14 protein-coding genes are annotated in these 22529 nt (G+C 70.8%); 9 read left to right on the top strand and 5 right to left on the bottom strand.

Annotation, left to right across the window (positions count from 1 at the left end):
* The first annotated feature begins 325 nt into the window (after positions 1-325).
* The 7 genes from AC07A4_RS11845 (at position 326) to AC07A4_RS11875 (ending at position 14255) form a co-directional block, all read left to right on the top strand.
* On the top strand, positions 326-2317 hold the full coding sequence (locus AC07A4_RS11845) for a hypothetical protein (RefSeq protein WP_478596358.1): 1992 nt from the start codon (positions 326-328) through the stop codon (positions 2315-2317).
* A complete protein-coding gene (locus tag AC07A4_RS11850) occupies positions 2260-4461 on the top strand; it encodes a hypothetical protein (protein ID WP_478596360.1) in 2202 nt (733 codons plus the stop codon). Before AC07A4_RS11845 ends, AC07A4_RS11850 begins: the two co-directional genes overlap by 58 nt.
* A 46-nt stretch (positions 4462-4507) precedes the next feature.
* A complete protein-coding gene (locus tag AC07A4_RS11855) occupies positions 4508-6682 on the top strand; it encodes a hypothetical protein (protein WP_478596362.1) in 2175 nt (724 codons plus the stop codon).
* 13 nt (positions 6683-6695) lie between these two features.
* A complete protein-coding gene (locus AC07A4_RS11860) occupies positions 6696-8939 on the top strand; it encodes a hypothetical protein (protein ID WP_478596364.1) in 2244 nt (747 codons plus the stop codon).
* A 14-nt stretch (positions 8940-8953) separates the two neighbouring features.
* Entirely contained in the window at positions 8954-11851 is a 2898-nt protein-coding gene (locus AC07A4_RS11865; RefSeq protein WP_478596366.1) for a hypothetical protein, read from the top strand.
* A complete protein-coding gene (locus AC07A4_RS11870; RefSeq protein WP_478596369.1) occupies positions 11848-12930 on the top strand; it encodes a hypothetical protein in 1083 nt (360 codons plus the stop codon). The genes AC07A4_RS11865 and AC07A4_RS11870 overlap by 4 nt, the downstream gene beginning before the upstream one ends.
* Before the next feature lie 146 nt (positions 12931-13076).
* Complete coding sequence (locus tag AC07A4_RS11875; protein WP_478596372.1) at positions 13077-14255, top strand: acyl-CoA dehydrogenase family protein; 1179 nt, start codon at positions 13077-13079, stop codon at positions 14253-14255.
* A 79-nt stretch (positions 14256-14334) separates the two neighbouring features.
* Here AC07A4_RS11875 and AC07A4_RS11880 read toward each other — a convergent pair whose 3' ends face one another.
* The 4 genes from AC07A4_RS11880 to AC07A4_RS11895 all read right to left on the bottom strand — a co-directional run bounded on the left by AC07A4_RS11880 (position 14335) and on the right by AC07A4_RS11895 (position 18040).
* The gene (locus tag AC07A4_RS11880; RefSeq protein ID WP_478596375.1) at positions 14335-14877 is read right to left on the bottom strand and encodes a GNAT family N-acetyltransferase; all 543 of its coding nucleotides are present in this window, start codon (positions 14875-14877) and stop codon (positions 14335-14337) included.
* A 75-nt stretch (positions 14878-14952) separates the two neighbouring features.
* Positions 14953-16131, bottom strand: coding sequence for a barstar family protein (locus tag AC07A4_RS11885; RefSeq protein ID WP_478596377.1), 1179 nt, complete (start codon positions 16129-16131; stop codon positions 14953-14955).
* A gap of 132 nt (positions 16132-16263) precedes the next feature.
* A complete protein-coding gene (locus AC07A4_RS11890) occupies positions 16264-17013 on the bottom strand; it encodes a hypothetical protein (RefSeq protein WP_478596380.1) in 750 nt (249 codons plus the stop codon).
* A gap of 427 nt (positions 17014-17440) precedes the next feature.
* Positions 17441-18040 carry a CGNR zinc finger domain-containing protein gene (locus tag AC07A4_RS11895; RefSeq protein WP_478596383.1) on the bottom strand — a complete coding sequence of 200 codons (600 nt, stop codon included), beginning with the start codon at positions 18038-18040 and terminating at the stop codon, positions 17441-17443.
* Positions 18041-18133: 93 nt separating this feature from the next.
* Between AC07A4_RS11895 and AC07A4_RS11900 the strand changes: the two genes are divergently transcribed.
* Positions 18134-18928 carry an MBL fold metallo-hydrolase gene (locus tag AC07A4_RS11900; protein ID WP_478596386.1) on the top strand — a complete coding sequence of 265 codons (795 nt, stop codon included), beginning with the start codon at positions 18134-18136 and terminating at the stop codon, positions 18926-18928.
* 148 nt (positions 18929-19076) lie between these two features.
* Here the strand turns inward: AC07A4_RS11900 and AC07A4_RS11905 are convergent, their stop codons facing one another.
* The gene (locus AC07A4_RS11905; RefSeq protein ID WP_478596389.1) at positions 19077-20468 is read right to left on the bottom strand and encodes a sporulation protein; all 1392 of its coding nucleotides are present in this window, start codon (positions 20466-20468) and stop codon (positions 19077-19079) included.
* 267 nt (positions 20469-20735) lie between these two features.
* On the opposite strand from AC07A4_RS11905, the gene AC07A4_RS11910 reads away from it, so the two are divergent.
* Positions 20736-22502, top strand: coding sequence for an asparagine synthetase B family protein (locus AC07A4_RS11910; protein ID WP_478596392.1), 1767 nt, complete (start codon positions 20736-20738; stop codon positions 22500-22502).
* The last annotated feature ends 27 nt before the right edge of the window (positions 22503-22529 follow it).

Genomic DNA, 22529 nt, shown 5'->3' on the forward strand with positions numbered 1-22529 from the left:
GGCCTCCTGGCGAAACCCTCGAACTACTGGCGAGTATCACGATCAACGACCAGAGCTTCGGACGGGCCGCGGAATCGAACCCCTTGCGTGTCAACGGTCCGTTGCGTGTCAATGGTCCGGGCAGCACCTGGAGCAACACCGAAGCTCTGGCGCCCCGTTCGCCTCCCCCGACACCGCCCATTCCCCTAAAGGGGTCTTCCTCACCATGTCACCGGGCACCCCACGCCCGTGCGCTGTATGTTGAGAAATGGCCTTAAATTTCTGCAAGTCCGACTTGCGGAAATCGGAGCGGCGGATCCCGTGGCGGGACGAAGGTGTGGTGGACGTGAGCGACGAGTTCGTCGACCCGCCGGACGGGCTGCGGTTCCGCGATGTCTTCCGGGCCCCCTTTCGTCGGCCGGGTCCCCAACCGGTGCCCCCGCGCCCGCGGATCGTGCCGAAGGACCTGCTTCCCACGTGGGCCGGACCGAAGATCAAGCGGTGGCACCCGGACCTCGTCTTCGAACCGTTCCCGTACCTGCGCCGGGCCGAGCTGACCGTGCCGGTCGCGCCGAACGCCGCCCCCACCGACAGCGACGTCTTCGAGAGCCCGGACGGCCAGCTCCGGTTGGCCCTGCCCGGCTACGTGCTGGTCTACGACCGGGTCGGCGAGGCCGACGAACCCCGGATCAGCATCACCGACCGCGAGGGCGTGGACACCCTCCTGGTGACCTTGATGACCATTCCGCCCTCGGCGGGATGGGGCATCGGCACGCTGTCGCACTCCATCGTCGTCGCGCTCACCTACCTGCTGCCGGTGACCGGAGGCGGCGGCGAGATGACGCACGAGCTGGAGTTCACCAAGGTCACCTGGGACGGCCCGCGGGTGATCGCCGAGATGCCCCTCACCGCCCCGGGGCTGCGCGAACAGCTCCTGGCGGCGATGTCGTCGCCGCGTCACCACGTGAACCTGGTGGTGATCCGCAGGATCGCCGTGGGAGTCCCCACCGACTACCGGTTCGAACAGACCGGCGAGATCGGCTATCTGGAACAGGTCCTGCGGCTCGACTACGTCTCACCGCCGACGCCCCTGGTGCTCTCCGCGGCCCAGCTGGAGCGGCTCGGCGGCGCGGCGGGCCCGGTGTCCCCGATGCGGCGGCTGCGGATCTCCTTCAACGGACGCGGACACCCCTACTGGCAGGACCCGGTCCGCCCCGAGCAGTTCTACTTCGTACCCGACCGGTTCCTGCTGGCCCGGACCCCCACCGGGCCCGCGCTGCGGGTGCGTGCCGCCGACGCCGAGAGCGAGGAGGACATCCGGATCACGGCGGAGTTCTTCGCCCGCGCCGTGACCGACCCACGAAGGCTGCAGCAGGCCCGTCCGACCCTGGAGGAGCGGGCCAGGACCGACGGGGCGACCGCCCCGGTCCGCCTGGAGGTGCTGTCGGAGGCACAGCCCGTGCTCCGGCTCGCCCTGCCCGAGGGCGGCGCCGCGCCCTCGGCGCTGACGTACCGGCCCGGCGCGCTGATCGACCTGGAGCTGGGCGTGACACACGCCGAGACGCTGAAGTACGACGACTTCCGGCTCGTCTACGAAGCGCTGCTCGGCTCCTCGCTCAGCCTGCTGCGCGGCGAGGTGCGCATCGGAGCGGGCGGCGACCAGCCCGAGGACATTCCGCTGGAGCTGCGCCTGGAGAACATGGTGGGCGACGCCCTCAGCCTCACCCTCGGTGACGTGCAGCCGGACCGGATCACCGGCACCCTCGCCAACGACACCGAGAGCCCGGCCCGCGTCGACCGGCTCGGCGTGAGCGCCGTACTCGGTGAGCGGGAGGTGCCGCTGCGCGTCGACGGCCTTGCGGCAGGCCGCAGGCTGGCCGCGGCAGAGCGGGCGGAGATCGTTCTGGTGCCCGGCGAGACGCTGCCCGCGGGCGGACCCGACCGGATCGTCCTCGACCAGAGCGGTGTGGTGACGGAGCCCGACCGGCAAGCCGTGTGGGACCGGGTCTTCGACCGCACGGCCAACCCGCAGCTCACCCGGAAGATCCAGGTGGAGGCGGTGGCGTCGATGTTCACCGCCCCGGACCGGCCCGCGGACCGGGTGGCCGCGTTCGTCGTGATGGTGGAGAACGGCGGCACGGTACGGCTGACCGAGTCGGAGCTGGCGGCGGCGACCACCGTGCGTACGCCGATCCAGCCGCTGCTGACCGGTGTACCGGTGCCGCCGCTGCGCTACCGGACCGAGACCTGGTGGCAGAGCGGCGGCGTCGGGGAGAGCGCGTGGAGACAGACGTCCGCGACCATCCTCGTGCCGGTGCGGTCGGTGCCGACGCCATGACGCAGCTCACCGGCCTCCCGGATCTCGGCCGACCCCTCGACACCCTGCCGGGCGCCGCCTACCAGGCACGTGACCGTCTCGGCCTCGGGGTGCTCCTGCCCTCCGCGCTCACCCTGGAGCCCCTGCCGGAGGGCGGCGTCGCCCTCCTTGTCACCCTCCTGCGCCAAGGGCTCAAGGCCAGCGGCCGGATCGAGGCGGGGTTCGCCGTCGGGACCCCCTTGACCGAAGCCGGTGACGTCGCCGCCACCAGCGGAACCCCTCTGCTCCTTTCGGCGGCCGAACCGCTGCGCGGAGTCCTGGAGGTGTCCGCCAGGTTCGGTACCCCCGGCGCGGCGCTGGCCCCGCCCCTCGCCCTGGGCCCGCACACGCTGACCACCACGCGGGTCGTCGCCGAACTCCCCGCCGATCCCGCGGTGTTGGCCGCCCGCCTGGTGCGCGAGGGAACCGTGCCGGTGGACGCGGCGCTGCGGCTCACCTTCCAGGCCGTCGCGCCGACGCTGCCGCTGCGGGCGACCGTCGATCCCCAGGCCCTGCTCGCCACCTTGACCAGGCGCTTCGGCCCAGGGGCGACGGTCCCCTTCGACAGCCTCACCGCCGCCCTCGACGAGGCCGTGTTCGGCGCCCCCTCGCAACCCGACCGGGCGGCGGCGCTCGCCCTGCGGCTGCGGCCCGCCGTGTCCCGGCCGGAGCCGGTCGCCAGGCCGCTGCACCGGCTCCTCGACCAGGTCCCGGCGGCCGCCCTCACCCTGGACCTGGCCGACGCCACGGCCGTCGACATGGACCAGGTCCTCACCCTCGACCTCGACGCGGCGGCCCGCGCGCTGGCCGCCAGCGATCCGGAGCGCTACGTCCGCGAGGTCGACGCGCCCGCACTGCCCACCGGCCGGACCGCGGTGACGTTCGCGGCGAACCTGCCCGCCCCGGTGGCGGGCCTCGCCCTGCTCCTCGCCGACCTACGGGTCCCGCCGACCGCCGCGCGGCCCCAGGAGGTCACCGCGAGCGTGCCCCTGACCGCACCCGGCGGCGTGACCTCCACGACGATCACCCTCGCGCCCGGGGAACGGCTCAAGGGCGAGGTACGCCTGCGGGCGGTCCTTGACGGCATCGGCGAGCTGGAAGGCCCCTGGCGGCCCGCGCACACCACCCTCCTGACGCTCGCCCCCGACGCGTTCCCCGTCCCCTTGACCGTGGTCCGCGCCACCCGCGCGCTCACCGCCCTCGCCGTCGCCGAGGTGCGCACGGCCGGTGGCACGACACTCGGGCGGGTGGACGCCGCGGGCCCCGTGCTCGCTGTCCCGGTCACGGAGAACGACCCCCCGGCGACGATCACGGTACGGCCGCTCGGCCCCGGCCAGGCGGTCCAGGTGCCGGTGGACCGGCGGCGGATCGAGCTGGACCCGGCCACGCTGCCCGGCTTCGGCACCCACCTGGCCCGGCTGCGGCACGCACCGGTGAGCGGCCCGCTGACCGTGCAGTGGCGACCGGAGGGCGGCGAGGCGGAGCCGGGGACCGTACGCCTCGACGCCGACCGGCCGCAGGCGGACATCCGCTGGACGGCGACCTCACCGTTCCAGCCGGGTGTGCTCTGGCGGACCGGCTCGGCGGACTGGTCCGCCCCGGTGGCTCCCCGGGACTTCCTCGTCATCGACGTCGACCCGCCGATCGTCGTGGACGGCATCGAGCTGCGGCCCGATCCCGACCGGCCGGGCAGCTGGACCTACGTCCCGCCCGGGCCGTTCCTCGACCACCCGAACGCCATCAGTCTCATCGACGCGGGCCCGGCCTCGTTCCTGCAGGTCACCAGCCGCATCGACCTGCCGGACGAGCGACGGGACGCGGTCCGGCGCGGCCTGGGACCCGGCATCGACATCCACCCGGCCGAGGTCCGGGTCACCCGGGTCAGCGTCGAGACGAAGTCACCGGACGGCGTCTGGACGGCTGTCGCCGAGGGCACCAGCTCCGGCATCCCGCCCTGGACCACCGCCCTGTCCGCGTCGCTCGACGGCGACCGGCGCACCGCGGCCCGGGCCGCCCTTGGCGGGACGGCGGGGTGGATGGCACTCGTCGCCGAGCTGACCGTCTCCGGGCGGCCCGTCCGCCGGACCCGGGACATCGCCGCACTCATCGACACCCCCCACGACTGACACGGCTGACGCGACTCACACGACTCACACGACTGAGGAGATCGACATGCTGCAGTTCCTCGGAGCCCTGGACCTCCCCGAGGCCACCGTCTACCTGGACGACAGTGACGACACGCTGGGCTACGTCCTGCCCAAGAACGTGGTGCTGCGCAGAGACACCGGCGGCAAGGCCGTGTTCAAGTTCCTCAAGTACCGCACGACCAGGCCGATGCCCAACGGCGACGTCGGGGCCGGGCTGGTCTTCATGGACGTCGAGCTGTCCCTGACCCCGGAACAGGACCAGGCCGTCCGGGTGCGGTTCGCCCAGCACGTCACCGCGCGCCGCGGGCCAGGCGCCCCACCGGTCGCACCCGAGCAGGTCACCCTCTCCAAGCCCACGGTCACCAAGGCGGATGTCGTCGTGGACATCCTGGCGAGCAGCGGCGCGCTGGTGCAGAAGGTCAACCACGCCGGGACACCGTCGATGTACGGCAACAACGTCGTGGCGATCTCCGCCGAGCTGAGCCAGCTGGGCGTGCCCGTCTTCGAGGCGGCGATGAGCGGCCAGGGCGCCGGGGGCGTCCGGGTCGTGTACCACCTGCGCTTCGCGGGCCGGATGCCGCCGGTCACGGTGACCGGCACCTGGACCGCCCAGAAGTTCTACAGCTTCGTCCAGGACGTGGACTTCGAGGAGAACTTCTGGTCCGAGGACGACTTCAGCGAGACGGTCTCCGAGCTCTTCGTCAACTCCGAGTCCCGTATCGTGCGCACCGATCCCGGCGCCCTGGAGACCAACGACCCCGAGGTCGCCAAGATGCTGACCGCGCTGGAGGCCTCGGTCGGCCAGCAGCTCGACGACGCGGTCAAGCGGAACCTGCTGGAGACGATCCCGCCGGAGAACCGCGACTTCTCCAAGATCCGCGACGAGGACTTCGAGAACATCCACCGCTCGGTCACCACCAACAAGATCGCCGACGTGCGGATCGAGGTCAGCCGGAACCAGGTGTTCGGCATCGACGTGTACCCCCAGGGCAACATGCAGTCCCTGCCCAGCCAGGGCTACAACTGGCCGGATTACATGCAGGAGGTGGACACCGACGATCCGTTCTTCCGCCAGCTCAACCTGAACATCCTGGTCAACGCCGACTTCGCGGAACTGCCGATCTTCAGCGTCGAAGTGAAGATCGACTACCCTCCGCACACCGCGCGGCACGGCATCCAGACGTTCACGTTCCGGGGGCCCGAGGACGTGGGCAAGTTCACGGCGTTCATCGACGGCGGATCGACCGAGTTCACGTACCAGTACGTGGTCAACTACGTCGGCGAGAGCCGGACGTTCACCTCGCCGTGGGTCACCGACACCACCACCGACCTGATCATCAACATCGACGAGCTGGGCCTTTGGCTGGTCGACGTGGAGCTCGGCGACATGAACTTCGACCAGGTCAAGCGGGCCGTGCTGACCCTGGAGCACCCGGCGGTGAACGGCGCGCCGCTCGTCCAGCGCTTCCAGATCGACGCGCAGACGACCAAGCTGGCCATCAAGGAGGTGCTGCTCCAGCCCGTGCAGCCCTACGGCGGGTCGGTCAAGTACTTCATGCAGGACGGCCGCGAGTTCGTCAGGAACCTGAGCGCCCTGACCGGCCAGCGGTTCTACGTGGACGACCCGTTCTCCGCCAACCGCACGGTCCAGGTGCGCACCCGGGGCGACTTCGAACGGTCGGTGGACACCATCTTCCTGGACCTGTCCTACGACGACCAGGTCAACGGCTACCGGCAGACCGAATCGGTCGCGCTGTCGAAGGACAAGCGGTTCCTGGACTGGCGCTTCCCGGTGATCGACGAGCGGGGCGGAAAGGTCGTCTGGCGCACCGTCACCACGTTCCGCGACGGCAGTGACAAGGACTCGGGCGAGCAGACGCTCACCGGCTCCCTGCTGCTCGTGGGCCCCGCCTCGGACACCCTGACGGTCACCGTGGTGCCCGACCTCGTCGACTGGACGGCCACCAAGCTGGCGAAGGTGACGCTCCACTACACCGACCCCGGCAACCAGATCGACGACACGCAGACCTTCGTCTTCCGCAAGGGCGACACGGAGAAGACGTACGAACGGGTCGTCCTGGACCGGACGTTGAAGCGCTACGAGTGGCAGGCCGACTACTTCCCGCTCGACGGCGGCACCCCCCACCACACCCAGGGCACCGGCACCGACGAGGTCCTCATCCTCGAGAACCCCGCCTGAGAGGGCCGCGCACATGCTCCAGGAGAAGCCCCCGTACTACCGGATCGACGACAAGCTGATCCTCGGTGACCACGCCGACCCCCGGCAGTTCTACTCCATGCCGCTGGCACCGCGCTTCGTGACCCGCGCGGACGGCGCCATGGAGGTGCCGTCGTTCCAGCTCATCAAGTTCCGGTCGGAGACCCTCAGCGGCGGCTTCGCCGACTTCGACGTGCACCTGGGCATGACCGCGGCCGAACAGGCGGACGTGACAGCCGCGTTGAAGAGCTTGTCCGGCCTGTCGCAGACTCCGCTGGTGTCGCCGCTGCCGGTCATCGACGGGTCGGTGTCGCTGATGCTGTTCGGTCACAGCGACGAGGGCGGTGGGGGCGCGGGCGGCGATCCCATCTTCGTACGGACCGCCCTGCACGCCGCGAAACCCTCGCTGTACGGGGACAACAGGGCCGCGTTCTCCGTCGAGCTGGACGAACGCGGCACGACCATCCTGGACCGCGCGATGCGCGGTGAGCTCTCCCCCATCGGGGTCGTGTACAGCCTCGACTACCTGGCGCTGCGCCCGGCCTACCACGTCAAGCTCAGCATCGACTGGGACCGGGTGCAGGACATCCTGGACACGTCCTTCGGCCATGAGGGCCTGTTCGACTCGCTGCAGATCCAGGACGTGATGGAGCGCCTCGAGGAGGAGCGCGCGATCGTCTACGAGGTCGACACGTTCATCCCGGAGGACGACGAGACCGGAACGTTCACCCAGCGCCGTGACGCGGCCGCGGCCCGCGCCCGCGACATGATCACCGACGCGTTCTTCGAGAGCTCGCTCGCGCCGCTGCGCGAGGAGCCCGACGGGTGGGACCGGGCCCGCGAGGTGGTCAGCGCGTTCGCCCCGAGCCGCAGCACCCCGTCCGGCGCGTTCACCTACAAGCGCACGCACTACAACCGGGTCGACAAGAAGCGCCTCGACGTGGACCTGTCGGAGCGGACGACCGTGCGCCGCACCATCTATCCGCAGGGCCATCTCAGCGGCCTGTTCCGGGAGTTCGGCGCGGGCCTCGATCCGGACCGGCTGATCATCAGCGTCGACGCCGACGACCCCTGGTTCAAGCGCCGCCGGCTCAAGGTCGTCTCCCAGGCCGACTTCGTCCGCGACCCCGTACGCGCCCTCACCGCGTCCGCGACGTACGGCGGCACCGTCAAGACGGTGCGCCTGGACGCCCAGCACACCGAGGACGAACTCAGCTGGCCTTCCACGCTCTCCGGCGGGGCGATGGTCCAGCCGGTGGACCTCACGTTCACCGTGGACCTGGTGCCCGCGGACGGCGGGGAACGGCCCGGCAGACTGTCATCCCCGCCGGTCCAGGTCCTTGGCGACACGGTGGCCCTGGAGCCGCGCGACCTGTTCTCCCAGGAGCCCATCCCCCTGCTGACCCGCCCCGGCTTCCCGTTCGACCGGTACCCGCACATCGACGTACGACTGCGCTACGACGACCCCGGCCACCGCATCCGCCAGGACGACGTCGTCCGCCTCAGCGCCCAGCGACCGGACGCGACCTGGCACAGGTTCCTCGTGGGTGAGCCCGCGGGCCCGGTGCTCGCCGAGATCACCTACCGGGGCGCGGACCAGCGGGACCACGTCCTGCCGTCGGCCCCGTTGGCCGCGCCCCAGGTGGACGTGGCCGACCCGTTCCCGGCGCGGCTCAGGGTGACGGTGGTGTCGGCACTCGACTTCACGCAGGTGGAACGGGCGTGGGTGGACTTCTCCTACGACGACGCGGCACACGGCGTCCACGCCGAGGACACCGTGGAGATCAGCGAGGACACCCCCGTCGTCCGGCCGTTCGTCGTGGACCGGGTCGATCCGCGGGCCGCTCTGGTCCGCTACCGGATGACGCTGCTGATGCGCGACTCCACCGTGTTCGAGGGCCCGTGGTCGACCACGCTGCGGCCACGCGTCTTCGTCCGGGCTGACCTGCGCGGCCACCGCGCGGTGACCCTGCGCTCACCGGCCGACTTCGCCACCAAGGGCCTTGAGCGCATCCACGTCGAGGCACGGGCGCAGGATCCGCTCTCCGGCCTTTCGTTCGCCGACGCCTTCGACTTCACCGGCCCCGGCACCACCGGCGTGTTCGAGTTCGACTTCGTCGATCCGGCGCGGGATTCCTACGACCTGAAGGTCCGCAGGTTCTTCCGCAACGGCCTGTCCGAACAGCAGGACTGGACCCGCTTCGACGACGACGTGGTGACCGTCCCCGCGACCACCTGACCCGGGAGGCCTCCGTGCTGCAACTCGGCAACGACACCTTCGAAGAGGACGGCGTCCAGGTCCTCAGGGACTCCGCCGATCCCACCCAGTTCTGGTACCTGCCCTCCAGGGTCTCCCTGGGCACCCTGCCGGACGGCTCGCCCGCGTTCACGTTCATCCGCTACCGGCCCGCCGTGGGCGACGCCGGGATCACCGGCGGCGGGTTCCTCATGTTCCAGTCGGTGGTGACGCTCCCCGCCGCCACCCGGGCCAAGATCCTCGCGCGGGCGTCCGGTCTGCTCCGTGGCGCCGAGCCGAGGCTGGCCCCGGCCCCGGTGGACACCGGCACCGTGCGCTGCGTCGCGCTCAACCTCTCGGGCCCCGGCGGGACCACCACCGAACCCCCGCCCGGAGCCTTCGTCCCCGTCACGACGATCCTCGGCGCCACCAAACCCTCCCTGGTCGGTGACGAGACGGCCATCTTCTCGCTGGCCCTGTCCCAGCAGGGCGCCACCATCCTCAAGCAGGCCTTCGAGAAGGGCGCGACGCCGGTCGGGGTGATCTACGAGCTGCAGTACTCGGCGCTGACCCCCGACCTGCACGTGGAGATCACCGCCGACTTCGAGCGGGTCTACACGCATTTCTCCGCCGGTCTCGAGGCGCAGATCTACTGGCTGCGGGCCGGTATCGACGCCGGGTTCGAGAAGCTCGTACAAGACGGCGCCATCAAGATCAACGTGATCGACTACGACACCGCGCAGGACCGCCAGGAGAAGGAGAAGTGGGCCCTCGACTTCTTCAAGAGCGAGCTGCTGTCGAAGTGGTTCGAGCCGTCACTGGACCTGGGCAAGCTCAAGGGCGCGGATCCGCCGGAGGGTCTGGACGCGGTCCTTGAGCGGCTGAAGAAACTCCAGGGCGGCGGGACTCCGGCGGGAGGCGGGACCACTGGGGGCGGCGGTACGCCGAGCGGCGGCGGGACTGGGACCGGCACTGGGACCGGTTCCCCCGCAGGCGGCGGCACCCCCGGCCCCCTGCCCGCCGCGAAACTGGTCACCACCACGACCAGCCCCAGCCCCCTGCCCGCCGGGCACGCGTTGAGCCACACCCCGGCGGCCACCGGCACCACCGAGACCCTGCGCGTGCAGGGCCCGGCAGGCGCCGTGGTGACCGTGGACGGCCAGCCCCGCAGCGCCGACGCCAACGGCAACATCACCGTGGACGTACAACCGGGCACCACGCATCCCGTCACCGTCCACTGGCCCGCCCCGGCCCCGGTCACCGAGACGTTCAAGCTGCTCTTCACCTTCGACCAACCGCACGAGCAGGGCTTCTCCCCCTCCCCCTCGAACCCCGTCTACTCCTCCTACCTGCTCAACTCCCCGCTCCCGCCCGACCCCAAGTTCAGCCAGAGCGCCGCGCCCGGCCAGAGCCCTCCACCGGGCGGAGCGGCCGCCCTGCACGCCTGGCTGGACCGGCTGTCCGGGGCCAAGGCGGTGACGGTCAGCGCGCACGCCAGCTACGACGGGAACGACGCGCCGCACATCGTCGCGCTGAACCAGCGTCTTTCCGAGCGCCGCCTCGCCGTCGCCAAGGGGATCATCGCCAACCGGGCGACGGTCACGGCGGCGCAGGCCGCGGGCTTCAGCCGGGGGCGGGCCGCGGGCGGGGTCAAGCCGGAGGAGCAGCGGGTCCAGGACCGGGTCGCCGAGATCACCAGCCTGGTGGCAGCGCCGGGCCAGGCCGTCTCCCTCCAGGCCACGCTCTCCCGCGAACCCCGCCCGACCACCACCCCCACCGATCCGACCAACCCCACCAACCCGACTGATCCCACCAACCCCACCAACCCGCAGAGCGGTTCCACACCCGCCCTGGTGTCCTTCCGGCTGAGATTCGTCCGCCAGGAGGAGCGCAAGACACTCAAGCTCGTCTACGACCGCAAGAAGGCCGTGCAGCGCACCTACGCGCCGCAGGGTTTCATCGGGCTGCTCCTCGACCAACTGCCCAACAAGAACAGCCATCTCATCGACGTGGACCTGGACGACCCGTTCTTCCGCAAGCTGAACGTCGACATCGTCTCGCCGGCCGACTTCGAGCGCGTCGGGCTCTCGTCCGCCGACGTGTCCATCGACTACGGCGATCCCGCCGACGCCGCTCACCTCCGGCACGAGGAGTTCCGGCTGACCGCCAACGACCGCGGCCCGAAACGGTTCGAGACCTTCCTCAACGCCACCTACGAGCTCGGCTTCCGGGTCGGAGTGCAGTACCACTTCGACGCGGGTTCCGGCTGGGTCGGCGAGAAACTCGGCTACGAGCTGCCGCCGCGGGCCAGCGTCGACCGGACACTGACCGTGGACCCGGGCGACGACCTGGGGTTCCTCACCCTGCGGGTGTTCCCGGGCCGGATCGACGCCGGGATCGTGGAGGCGATCGACGTACAGCTCGACTACGACGACGGGGCGTCCTTCGCCCACACCGACACCCTCCGGGTGGTCCCCGGCGGGGACACCCAGCTGTGGCAGCTGCGGCTGAGCGACCCGGCTCAACGCGTCTGGAGCGCGAGGTTCACCCACCACCTCAGGAACGGCACCTCCCGCTCCGGTCCCCCGCTCACCGGCGAAGCGTCGTTCCTGCCCGTCGACGACCCCTTCACCGACGCGCTCGACATCCGTGCCGTGCCGCTGTTCGGACCGGGTGAGGTCCGGGAGGCCTTCCTCGACGTCGAGTACCACGACCCGGCCCACTCCTACGCCCGCACGGAACGGATCGACATTCCAGGCACCGCCACCGAACCGGTGACCCTGCGCCTGGCGCTGCTCGACCCGGCCCGTCGCACCTTCCGCCACCGGGTCACCGTCGTCACCGCCGACGGCAGCCTCATCCAGCACGCACCTGTGGACGGTGAGGAGACCATCATCGGGATCGGCTTGGCATGACACCCGCCCACGTCCGCGCTCCCGGTATCCGTTCCGCCGTGGAGTCGCTGGTCGCCCCGCTGGCGGGCGCGAGGGCCGCCGGTCCTTCCCCGGGATCCGCCCGCTCGTCCGGCCCGACGGAGCCCCGGCTGCCCGTGGCGCTGGACGAAGCGGTGGCCCGCCTTGAGGCGAGCGCGTGGCCGGACGTGGCCGCATCGTGGAGTCGGCTCACCCCGTCGGGCTTCCCGGTCGAGGTGACCGTACTGCCCGACCGGACGTGGCAGTGGGCCGCCGAGGTGGCCGGGCCTGAACTGCCGGAATCCGCCCGGCTCGACCGGGCACTGCGCCTGCTTGAGCGGACCGGGCCCCCGCTCCCCGCCGCCACCCGGCAGGCGCTGGTCTCCCACCAGGCCGGGCGGGACCTGCGCTTCGGCGCCTGGATCGCGGGCCGCGGCGAGCGCCTCAAGGTGTACGCGGAACTCACCACCGAACGCGCAGCTCCCGACGCCGCCGTCCCCCGAAGCGACCGGGCCTCCCCCAGGCCGTCCGGCACGTCACCGGCCGCGACGGCCGACCACCCCGGCGTTCCTCTGTCGGTGCTGCCGCCCGGCCTGCCCCTGCCGGAGCGCGTGGTGTCCGGGCTGGCACGGCTGCCGTACGGAACGATCCCCCGGTTGCTCGGCGTGGAGCCGACCCGGCGGCGGACCGAGCTGTATTTCCGGCTGCCTGCCTCGGGGCTCGACGACCTGCTTCCCTTCCTCCGCTCGACCGGCCACATCGAGGCACCGCGCGGGCTGGAGGAGGGCCTGCCCGACGGAGTGCGCCGCCTGTCGGGCCGCCGTCTCGGCCTCAGCATCGCCTGGGCCGCCGAAGGACCGCTGGAACTGGCGCTGTTCGTGACCGCCCGCACCCTGTTCCCCGGCCACCCTCAGGGGCTGCTGGGCCTGGCCCCGTATCTCACTGACCTGTCCGCCCGCCCCTGCCTGGTCACGCTGGTCCTCGATCCGGCGGGCCGGACGGTGACGACGCGCACGAGTGTCTGCCCGTGGCCTGCGAGGGACCGTTCTCCAGACGGAGCCTTGAGCGGGTCGATGCCATAGTCGCCGCCACGCGGGTACGTGCGGGCGGCAGTGGCTTCAACACCCGTTCTGAGGCGACTGGTTGGACCCTGCCAACCGGACCTCAAGGCGGGTGCGTGAGACGCGCGTGAGACGATCGGGAAACACACCACAGGGAGAGGGATCTCATGGGGGGCACGGGTCAGCTGCATGTCAGTGCGGAACTGGCGGGGGTACTGGAGCGGATCGACGCGCTCGGCGGAATGCTCGACGAACGGGCCGACGCCGCCGAGGAGTTGGGGCGGCTCCCGGAGGACACGGCGCGGGCGCTGCTTGACACCGGGATCATCCGGGCCGAACTCCCGCTGAGCCTCGGCGGATACGAGTTCGCGCCGCGGCAGCTGATCGAGACGGCCGAGCGGGCGAGCTACCACGACGCCTCGGCCGGGTGGACCACGTTCGCGCTGCAGATGATGACCGGGACCACCGCGGCGTACCTCGCCGCGGACGCGGCGGCCGAACTGTTCCCCGACGTGCGAAACGGCAAGTACGCGCTGCTCTCCGGGCACGGCACCCGACCGGGCCGGGCCGTCCCCGTGGAGGGCGGCTACCGGGTCAGCGGCCAATGGCAGTTCGCCTCCGGGATGGCACATGCCACCCACATCCACAGCGCGATCCAGGTCGAGGACACCGGCGAGCTGCGGGTCCTCGCGATGCCGAAGTCGCAGGTGACCCTCGACGGCAACTGGGACGTGCTCGGCCTTCGCGCGACACACAGCATCGACTACCACTGCACCGATGTGTACGTACCGCACGAGTACACCTACGTCGCGACCACGGACACCCCGGTCAACGGCGGTGCCCTCTACCGTCTCGGCCTGGTCAACATGTCAGCGATCGGCCACACGGGCTGGGCCCTGGGCGTCGGCCGACGGCTCTTGGACGAGCTGAAGCGGGTCGCCGCGGCGCGGACCGGTTCACGAGGCGCCCCGGTCGACACCTCCCAGTTCCACGCCGAGTACGCGATGGCGGAGGCCAGGCTACGGGCAGCCCGGGCCTGGGCGTACGACGTCTGGCGGAACGTCGAACACACCCTGGACCAGGGCGAGTTGCCGAGCCCGGAGCAGGACACTCTCATCCGTCTCGTCCTGAACCACACGACCTCGACCGTGTCCGAGGTGGGCCGCACCGTACACCGATGGGCGGGCTCGGCGGCGATCCGCCGCGGCCCGATCGACCGCTTCCTGCGCGACCTCGGGACGGGGACGCAGCACATCACGTCGAACCCGGTCGTGCTCCAGAACTGCGGCAAGTGGCTGAGCGGCGCCCAGCCGGACGCCCGGTGGAGCTTCCTCGACCTGGCCTGACCATTCGGGGACCGGTTCTCTGGGGGCCCGACCGCGCGGGCCCCAGAGACCCGCTCCCCGTCGCCGCAGTGCTCTTCGCTCACGCGTCGGAGGGCGTGCCCGGGGACCGCAGGCCCAGCCATTGCTCGGCGTTCCAGGCATGAAACCGCTCTACTTCGGTGAACCCCAGCTTCGCGGCGAGGCGCATCGAGCCTGCGTTGGCGGTCTGGGTGTGGAGCACGACCGGCTCGCCGGGAAGGGCGCCGCCGAACCAGTCCAGTGCCGCCGCACACGCCTCGGCGGCGTACCCGAAGCCCCAGGCCCGCGGCAGGAACAGGTAGCCGAGGTCCACCTTCCCCACGGCAGCCGGGCGACCGTGCTCCGGTGCCCTCCTGAGGAGGATCTGGCCGATCATCGCCCCGTCGAGGTCAACGACGAAACTCCCGGGCCGCCGCTCAGGAACCCCGGGCAGTTCGCGCTCAAGCCCTTCACGCGGGCGAGGGCCGCCGAGGTAGGTGTGCACCTCCGGCGACGCCAGCAGCTCGATGAACGTCGCACGGTCCCTGGCCTCGAGCTCGCGGAGTACGAGCCGATCGGTCTTGATCGGGGCAGGCGGCCAGGGGACGGACCCGAGTTCAGTCATGGCGGGCCACCCTACACACCAGGCGCCGCAACCCGTTCAGCCTGTCCAGAGGTCATTCGCTCGGGCACCTGCGGCTCACCGGAGCCGGACTGTGACGCCGCGCTGTTCGAGGAGCCGCACGATGTCCTCGAAGTAGGAGAGCCCGTCCTTCGGATCCTCCACGACGCCCGCCAGCGCGCGGCGGGCGATCTCGGAGTCGTGCCAGGTCAAGGTGAAGGGCGGGGCCACTCCGAAGCCACCGGCCAGGCAGTCCTTGAACGCGTTCCACTCCCGGCCGAAGTAACGGCCGGGCCCGAGCAGGGCCTCGGCGATCGCGCAGTGCAGACCGGGAACGTCCGTGACGAACCGGCCGTCGAGATGGTGCTCACCGCCGGACCGATCCGGCTGGGGCGCGGGCACCCGCCAGGCGCGAGTGGTGAGGTCCAGCCACTCGGCTCTGCCCCGCGCGTCATACGGCGCCCATAGGTTGGGCTCTGTCGGCGGGCCCTGATACCACTGCGCCCAGATCGGGCGGGCCGACGGCGCTGGCCGATCGTCTCCGCCATCGGTGAGGGTGATGTCGACGAGCGTGCCGCCGAGCACGGACGGGCGCGCTCCAGTGATGGCCAGGCCCACGATGCGGGAGGCCATCACGGCACCATGGCGATCCAGCATCAGGAGGTAGGCCCAGTCCCGCTCCACCCGACGCGGTCGCCGTAGCGCCGCGAGCAGGGGCTCCGCGGGCTCGCAGCCGATCAGCTCCATCGGAACGGGGGCCGGATCCGCTCGCGGCTTGAACAGGCCGTCCACGGCGGAGCACCGCCCTGCACGTGCCGCGGCGGCCGCCGTCCCCGCGAAGAGCTCGAAGCGCGGCGCCGCGGGCACTTCGAAGAAGCTCTCCTCGCTCCTGACGTCGGCGCCGAGCACGATGTCGTACCGCGCCAGATCAGCCGAGCAACGCTGAGAGGCCACCACGACCGCATCACCGAGAGTCCACCACTGCACGGGCCGCGCGCCGTCCCAGACCTCGACGCACACGTCGCCCAGACTCCGCGGTGAGACGTCGGGCTCGGCCAGGACTTGGCTCAGGAGACCGTCGGGGCGGCAGCCGCGGAGGGTGAGGAACTCCCGTGACGGCGGGACCGGCTCGACGAACAGCCCTTCGACACCCGCGCACCTCCCCCAGAGCCGCTCCACACCGTCCTCGTCCTCCTGAACCAGGACGTACTTCACCGGAAAGTCCCGGTCCCACGTGGCGTGACCTGCGATGTGCACCCAACCCCCGAACATGCGAACAGCCTTCGCGCCTACGATACGGACCTGCCTGGCCAGGGCAGGACGGAGGACGGCGCTCGGCCGTGGACGGAGAGCGCAGTGCTTCGCCCCCGTGGTGAGCCATGTGCGGTATCAGTTTCCTTCAGTTGCGGCGAGCTTCTCCATTTTCCCCGCGTACTTCAGCATCGAATTCACCGTACCGGTCGCCAGGGAAATATAGAAGTTGGCATGAGGGAAACTATAGGCTTCTACGTACACATGCCCCCGAGCTCCACCAGCGATAATTTCATTGTTACCGAATTTAAAGAAAGACTTCCGGTCACCATGTATCTGGGGATCGAACTCTTTGTACTGTCGCTTCAGCTGAGCCATCCGTGAATCCGCACGACGGGCGGCGTCACCCGGATTCTCATAGATCTCGAAATGCGCACTCGGGTCAGCCTCACCCTCCCCGGGGTCATCGAAGGGCTTTTCAGGCGGCGGGGGCCAGCGGATACTCATCGCCACAGCTCCAGCCCTCGGGGCAGGCTCGCTGATAAGAACGTCCTTGAAGCCGACAACCCGCAAGCCGATCGGAAGTCGTTCAGTGAACGGACCCTTCCGGATCAGCTCTGTCAAATAGTCGGCGTTGACCCGCTTCTCAGTGCGGCTCGGTGGAGCAGGAGAGTCTGGTTCATCGATAAGTATGGGCAGCACCCCCACTGCCGCCAAGAAGGACGTAGCCAGCAACCCCCAGCGGGTACGCCAAGAGGAGGGGATGCGTATAACAACCCCCGCCATGGTGGCGCTTGCGAGAAACAGGGTAACGAGTCGCCAGACTCTGGATTCGATACCGACCACCAAGAAGGCAATCATCAGAGCAGTTGCCAAGATGAGGCACATGGTGACTACCGTCTTCCATCGACTCACTGCCGCACCATCACCCCCTGCCGTCACACCAGCACCCGCCTTCACTTACGCATTGACGTAAATCCCGCTCCGCACTTTCGAGAATTACCTACCTTACCGCGATCAAAACGTATCAGCGCCCGCCGGGGGCGAGTTCGGGATTTCGCAGAACAGGCGCATCGATGACCGGTCCCGCCATTCAGGGCAATGTCCAGAGAGGGTGGGTGTATACCGATCCACACATAGGCAACAGCGCCGCCCCCTGCTGGACTGTGTGACCGCCCTGTTCGAGGACATTGCGGCGGCGCGCTCATTCCACTGGGCTCGGGGTGGGCGTCGCCGCCTCTGAGGCCGGTGCGGGTCGGTGACGACCGGGCGACGCTTGGCCGTCGAGCGGCTCTCCTGCGCGGTGCGGGGTTCGTCAGTCTGGTGTCGGCTGGGTGCGTCGGGCGTAGGCGCGGGCGGCGCGGGCGCGGTCGCCGCAGCGGGTGGAGCACCAGTGGCGGCGGCCGTGGCGCAGCAGGTAGCGGTTGCAGGGGGTGGAGCCGCAGGCGGTGAGGCGGTCGGCGTCGGGGCCGGTGAGGAGGTCGGCCGCGTTGGCCGCGAGGGTCGCGAGGGCGCGGCCGAGGATCTCGTCGGTGGGGCAGGGCGCCGCGCGATAGGGGCCGTTCTTCTCGTCCCAGTACAGCAGGGCGGCGGTGGGGGCCTTGCTCAGCGCGTCATTGACGGCGGACAGCGCCATGGGCAGGGCGGGCACCCCGGCGACCCGCGCGGCGAACAGTGACCTGAGGTGTTCGCGCAGGGAGCGCAGCTGCGCCGCGCACATCTCCTGCACCGGGGTGCCGACCGGCGCGAGGCCGTGGTCGAAGAGCCACCGGGCCGTGGTCCCGGGCGTGCCGAGGAGGTCGGTGAAGTGCCCTCCGGGCAGCGCGACGGCGCTGTTGACGAAGTCCAGGGCCAGGTGGTCCTCCGCTCCCGGCGCGGGCGGCAGCGCGGGTTCGGCGGTCGGGGTCTCACTCATGGTTCTCATGGTACGGGTTGCGCTCATCCGTGAGTCATGGGCTATGGTCCTCACGGATAGAGCGCCCTTCATTCGTGAGATTCCGAGGTTTCGATGGCTGACACCAGCACGCCCGCCGACCACGAGCAGCTTCCCGTCCGCGTCTTCGGCGGCCCCACCGCGCTCTTCGAGTACGGCGGCCTGCGCTTCCTGACCGACCCCACCTTCGACGCGCCCCGCGACTACCCCGTACCGGGCGCCCAGCTGACCAAGACGGCGCCCGCCTCCGCCGCGCCGGCCGACCTCGGCCGTATCGACGTGGTCCTGCTCTCCCACGACGAGCACCCCGACAACCTCGACCACTCAGGCCGGGCACTGCTCGCCGACGTCGCGCTGACCCTGACCACACCTGGGGGCGGACAGCGCCTGGGCGCGGGGGCCAGAGGGCTTGCCGACTGGGAGTCCATCGCGTTGGACCGCCCCGGCGGTGGCACGATCACGGTCACGGGCGTGCCGGCCGTCCACGGGCCCGGCGCGCGCGAGGAGGTCGAACCGATCACCGGCCAAGTGGTCGGCTTCGTCCTGACCGGGGAGGACCTGCCCACGGTCTACGTCAGTGGCGACAACGCCTCCCTCGACCTCGTCAAGGAGATCGCCGGACGGTTCGGCCCGGTGGACACCGCCATCCTGTTCGCCGGAGCGCCCCGCTTCCCCGTCCTCTTCGACGGCGCCCTGATCGTCCTCGACAGCGCGCAGGCCGCCGAGGCCGCCAAGATCCTCGGCGCCCGCCGGGTGGTTCCCGTCCACTACGACAGCTGGGCGCACTTCACCGAGGGCCGCGACGAACTGCTCGCCGCCTTCACCGACGCCGGGTTGCTTGACCGCTTGGACCTGGGCGACCGGGGCTGAGCGTGCGGCCGGGCGGGGCAGACCGTGTCCGTCCGGCGGCGAAGGGGACATCCTCCGACCCGGCCGCGGAGGTGAGTACGCAACTCGTAGTTGGCCAGCCAAGGGGCGGGGCCGCGATCCCAGCTGTCGCGGCCGCCTCCGGTTTTCGTCAGGCGGCGACGCCGAGTTCGGTGCGGGTGCGGTGGATGAACTCGCGGACGGCTGTTTCGCGGCGCCAGGGGGCGAGGGCAGTGTTGAACTCGCGGACGTAGTCCGTGGCCCGAGTGGACTGGACCCGGGCGAGGATGTCGATGGACCGGTGGCCGAGTTGCAGGCCGTGGTCGAGGTCGCGGGCTTGGAGGTGGGCGGTTCCGACGATGGCGAGCCGCATGCCGACGGAGCGGGTGAACACTCCCGGCGGCATCGCGGCGGCCCGCTGGTTCCAGGTCAGGGCTGCTTTGGGGTTGTTCAGGTCGCGGAAGACTTCGGAGGCGTCCGCGGAGAGCCTTGCGTGGTGATAGAAGTCGATCCAGCCGGGTTCGTCGCCACGGTCCTGTCGGGCCTGGTCCAGGAGGTCTTCGGAGGCGGCCAGGGCGCGTGAGGCAGCCCGCGCGTCGTTCTCGCGGGCGTGCGCGCGGGCCTCGATGAGTCTGGTGAACGCCAGCACTCTCGGGGCGGCCTTGCTCTTGGCCCGGTTGAAGGCGCCCTGGGTCATGTCGATGGCTTCGGAGGCGAAGCCGCGCATGAGGGCCTGCAGGGCCATGGTGGTCAGCACATAGCAGCCCAGCTGCACATCCCCGCCCGCGCGGGCGAGGCTGAGGGCCTGGATGAAGTGCCGCTGGGCTTCGTCGTGTTCGCCGACGTCGAAGGCGGTCCACCCGGCCAGGCGGGACAGTTCGGCGGTCACGGAGAACAGTTCGCGGCCGACCTGGTCGCTGAAGTCGCCTTGCAGCAACGGGGCCGCGCGATGGTCGAGGCAGGAGGTGACCGAGCTGGCCTTCCAGTTCCCGCCACCGAAGCGGGAGTCCCAGTGGCGGGCGTCGTCGGCGGCTTCCCGCAGCTCGTCCAGGTCGGCCCGGCCGACCCGGTGGCTCCCGCGGCGTTCGGCACTGTCGTCGGCGGGGGTGACGAGCCAGCGGGTGACGGGGGTGGTGAAGGCGGAGGCGGCGAAGCCGGATCCGGCCATGAAGTCGCGGCGGTTCACGGATCTCCAGAACGTGGTGGCGGCGCTGACGGCGCCGGAGGGGTCCCTGGGGAAATCCAACCCCACATCCGCGTCGATGGTCGTCGGCTCGCCCATGCCGATGTCCGCCAGAGCGATCGGCCGTCCCAGCCTCTCCGCGATGGCCTGCGCCAGCAGGCGGGGGACCGGCCATTTCGGGGTCATGCCGCGGCGGCACCAGTTCGCCACGGACGTGTGTGAGTAGTCGCTTGCTATCCCGGCGGCGTGGGCGAGCTGGTTGACGCGCAGAGCCAGGGACTTGTGGCTCGCGCCGGAGGCTTCGATGAGTCGGGCCAGGTCCACGTTGGGCGGACGGGACCGGCGAACGGTCGATGCCACGACCTTCACCCCTTGCCGGTTGCCGGGAGGGCGGCCGACTCGCGCAGGCGGCTGAGCAAAGAGTCGTACGCACTCCACACGTTGGGCCACAGAGGATATTGCCTGACGGCCCCAGGCGAACCGGGTTCGCGAGCTGTGAGCCCCCCTTGCGAGCCTCCCCCCGGCCCGTCGCGGACGGCTGTGATGAGGGTCCGGGCCGCCGCCGGACAGATCGCTCTTCGGCGGCGGCCACCACGGCACCACCACATCACCGGAGGTGACCCAGACATGTGTGGAATCGCGGGCCTGGCCGGAGCTGATGCCGCCCGGCATGCCCTGACCGTCGAGACGATGGGCGCCTCCCAGGCCCACCGCGGCCCCGACGGCACCCTGCACGCCGCCGCCGGAGACGACCGCGCGATGCTGTCGATGAACACCTTGCTGATCGCCAACCCGCGGGCGATGCCCGGCCCCTACCTCGACCGCGCGTCCGGGGTGCTGCTGGCCTTCAACGGCGAGATCTACAACTACCGGCAGCAGGCCAAGGCCTGGGGCATCCGGCTGGGCGACTGCGAGAGCGACGCGCACTTACTGCTGCGGGCCTGGGAGAAGATCGGCCCGTCCTGCCTGGAGGGGCTGGACGGCATGTTCGCTCTGGCCGTCTATGACCCCCGGGCCGGGAAGCTTTTCCTCGCGCGGGACCGGCTGGGGGAGAAGCCGCTCTACTGGCGCCTGGACGGCGGGCGCCTGGCCTTCGCCTCCGAGGTCACCACCCTGACCGGCTACGGCCTGGCATCCCTGGTGCTGCGGCCGGAGATGCTGGCGATCGAAACCCCCACCGGGGTCGACACTCCGTTCCAGGGCATCCAGCTGCTGGCGCCCGCCACGCTGCTGGCCTTCGACGTCGCCACCGGCTCCCTGACACAGACCACCTGGTGGTCGCTGACCGGCCCTGAGCCCTTCGCGGGCACCTACGAGCAGGCCCTGTCGGCGTTCTCCGTCCTGCTGTCCGAGCAGATCCCGCTGCGGGCCCCGGCCTGCGACTTCGCGCTGTTGCTCTCGGGCGGCCTTGACTCGGCGGTTCTGGGCTACCTGATGCGGCCACCGGTCTGCGTCACCATCCGCTACCCGGGCCAGGACCGCCTGGACGAGTCGCAGACCGCCGCGGTGATCGCGCGGGACATCGACGCCGAACTGGTCGTGGTCGAGCCCGGCCCGGTCGACTTCACCACCGTGTTGCCGCACATGATGGGCGCGCTGGACTACCCGATGGGAAACGCGTCCACGTTCTCCGAGTACATGGCCTACCGCAAGGCCGCCGACCTCGGCCTGCGGGTTGTCGTCGGCGGGCTCGGCCCGGATGAGTTCTTGATGGGCTACGTCCGCCATGCCCTGGTCCTCTTCGGCGCCGATGCCGTTCTGGGCGCCGGGATGGGGGCCTACCGGCCGCTGGCCGCCAAGCTCACGCACACCGCCGGTCAGGACCTGGAGCCCGCCGAGGCCGTCACCCGGCTCGTCCTGCGCGGCCCCGACCCCGACGGCCGCGTCCGCGACCTGATCACCACTGCCATGGAACAGGCGGGCGGGGACCTGGCACGGGCCCTCACCCTGGCCGACCTGGCCACGGCCTGGCGTCCGCTGGTGATGACCAGCGACAAGCTCGCTTCCGCCTACGCCCTCGAACGCAGGTCCCCCTACCTCGCCCGGGACATGGTGGAGCTGTCCTACCGGCTCCCGGAGCACTACAAGATCCGCTATCCCGCGCAGGGCAAGCGGATCCTGCGGGACGCCGCGAAGGCCCTCGGCCTGCCGCGGGAGGTCTGGGGCAGCCGGGACAAGCTCGGCTTCGCCAGCCCCGTCCCCGCCTGGCTGAACGGCCCGCTCGCGGACTGGGCCGACGCGCAGATCCACACCGCGCTCGCCGAGGCTCCCACCTCGCTGCGGCCGCTGCTTCAGTCCGGTCTCAAGCGCGGGGGCCGCTTCGACCGCACGAGGATGCAGGCCCTGATGGCAGCGGCCTGGTTTTCGGACCAGACGGTGAGGGCTGCCGCATGATCCTCAACTGCCTTACTACGGTAACTG

It is taken from the genome of Streptomyces sp. NPDC043996, from assembly GCF_056435225.1.

What these genes read in the sequence shown, in the direction of transcription:
- AC07A4_RS11880 (WP_478596375.1), bottom strand. Translation starts at nt 14,877, where the DNA reads ATGACTGAACTCGGGTCCGTCCCCTGGCCGCCTGCCCCGATCAAGACC.
- AC07A4_RS11910 (WP_478596392.1), top strand. Translation starts at nt 20,736, where the DNA reads ATGTGTGGAATCGCGGGCCTGGCCGGAGCTGATGCCGCCCGGCATGCC.
- AC07A4_RS11890 (WP_478596380.1), bottom strand. Translation starts at nt 17,013, where the DNA reads ATGTGCCTCATCTTGGCAACTGCTCTGATGATTGCCTTCTTGGTGGTC.
- AC07A4_RS11870 (WP_478596369.1), top strand. Translation starts at nt 11,848, where the DNA reads ATGACACCCGCCCACGTCCGCGCTCCCGGTATCCGTTCCGCCGTGGAG.
- AC07A4_RS11855 (WP_478596362.1), top strand. Translation starts at nt 4,508, where the DNA reads ATGCTGCAGTTCCTCGGAGCCCTGGACCTCCCCGAGGCCACCGTCTAC.
- AC07A4_RS11860 (WP_478596364.1), top strand. Translation starts at nt 6,696, where the DNA reads ATGCTCCAGGAGAAGCCCCCGTACTACCGGATCGACGACAAGCTGATC.
- AC07A4_RS11895 (WP_478596383.1), bottom strand. Translation starts at nt 18,040, where the DNA reads ATGAGTGAGACCCCGACCGCCGAACCCGCGCTGCCGCCCGCGCCGGGA.
- AC07A4_RS11875 (WP_478596372.1), top strand. Translation starts at nt 13,077, where the DNA reads ATGGGGGGCACGGGTCAGCTGCATGTCAGTGCGGAACTGGCGGGGGTA.
- AC07A4_RS11900 (WP_478596386.1), top strand. Translation starts at nt 18,134, where the DNA reads ATGGCTGACACCAGCACGCCCGCCGACCACGAGCAGCTTCCCGTCCGC.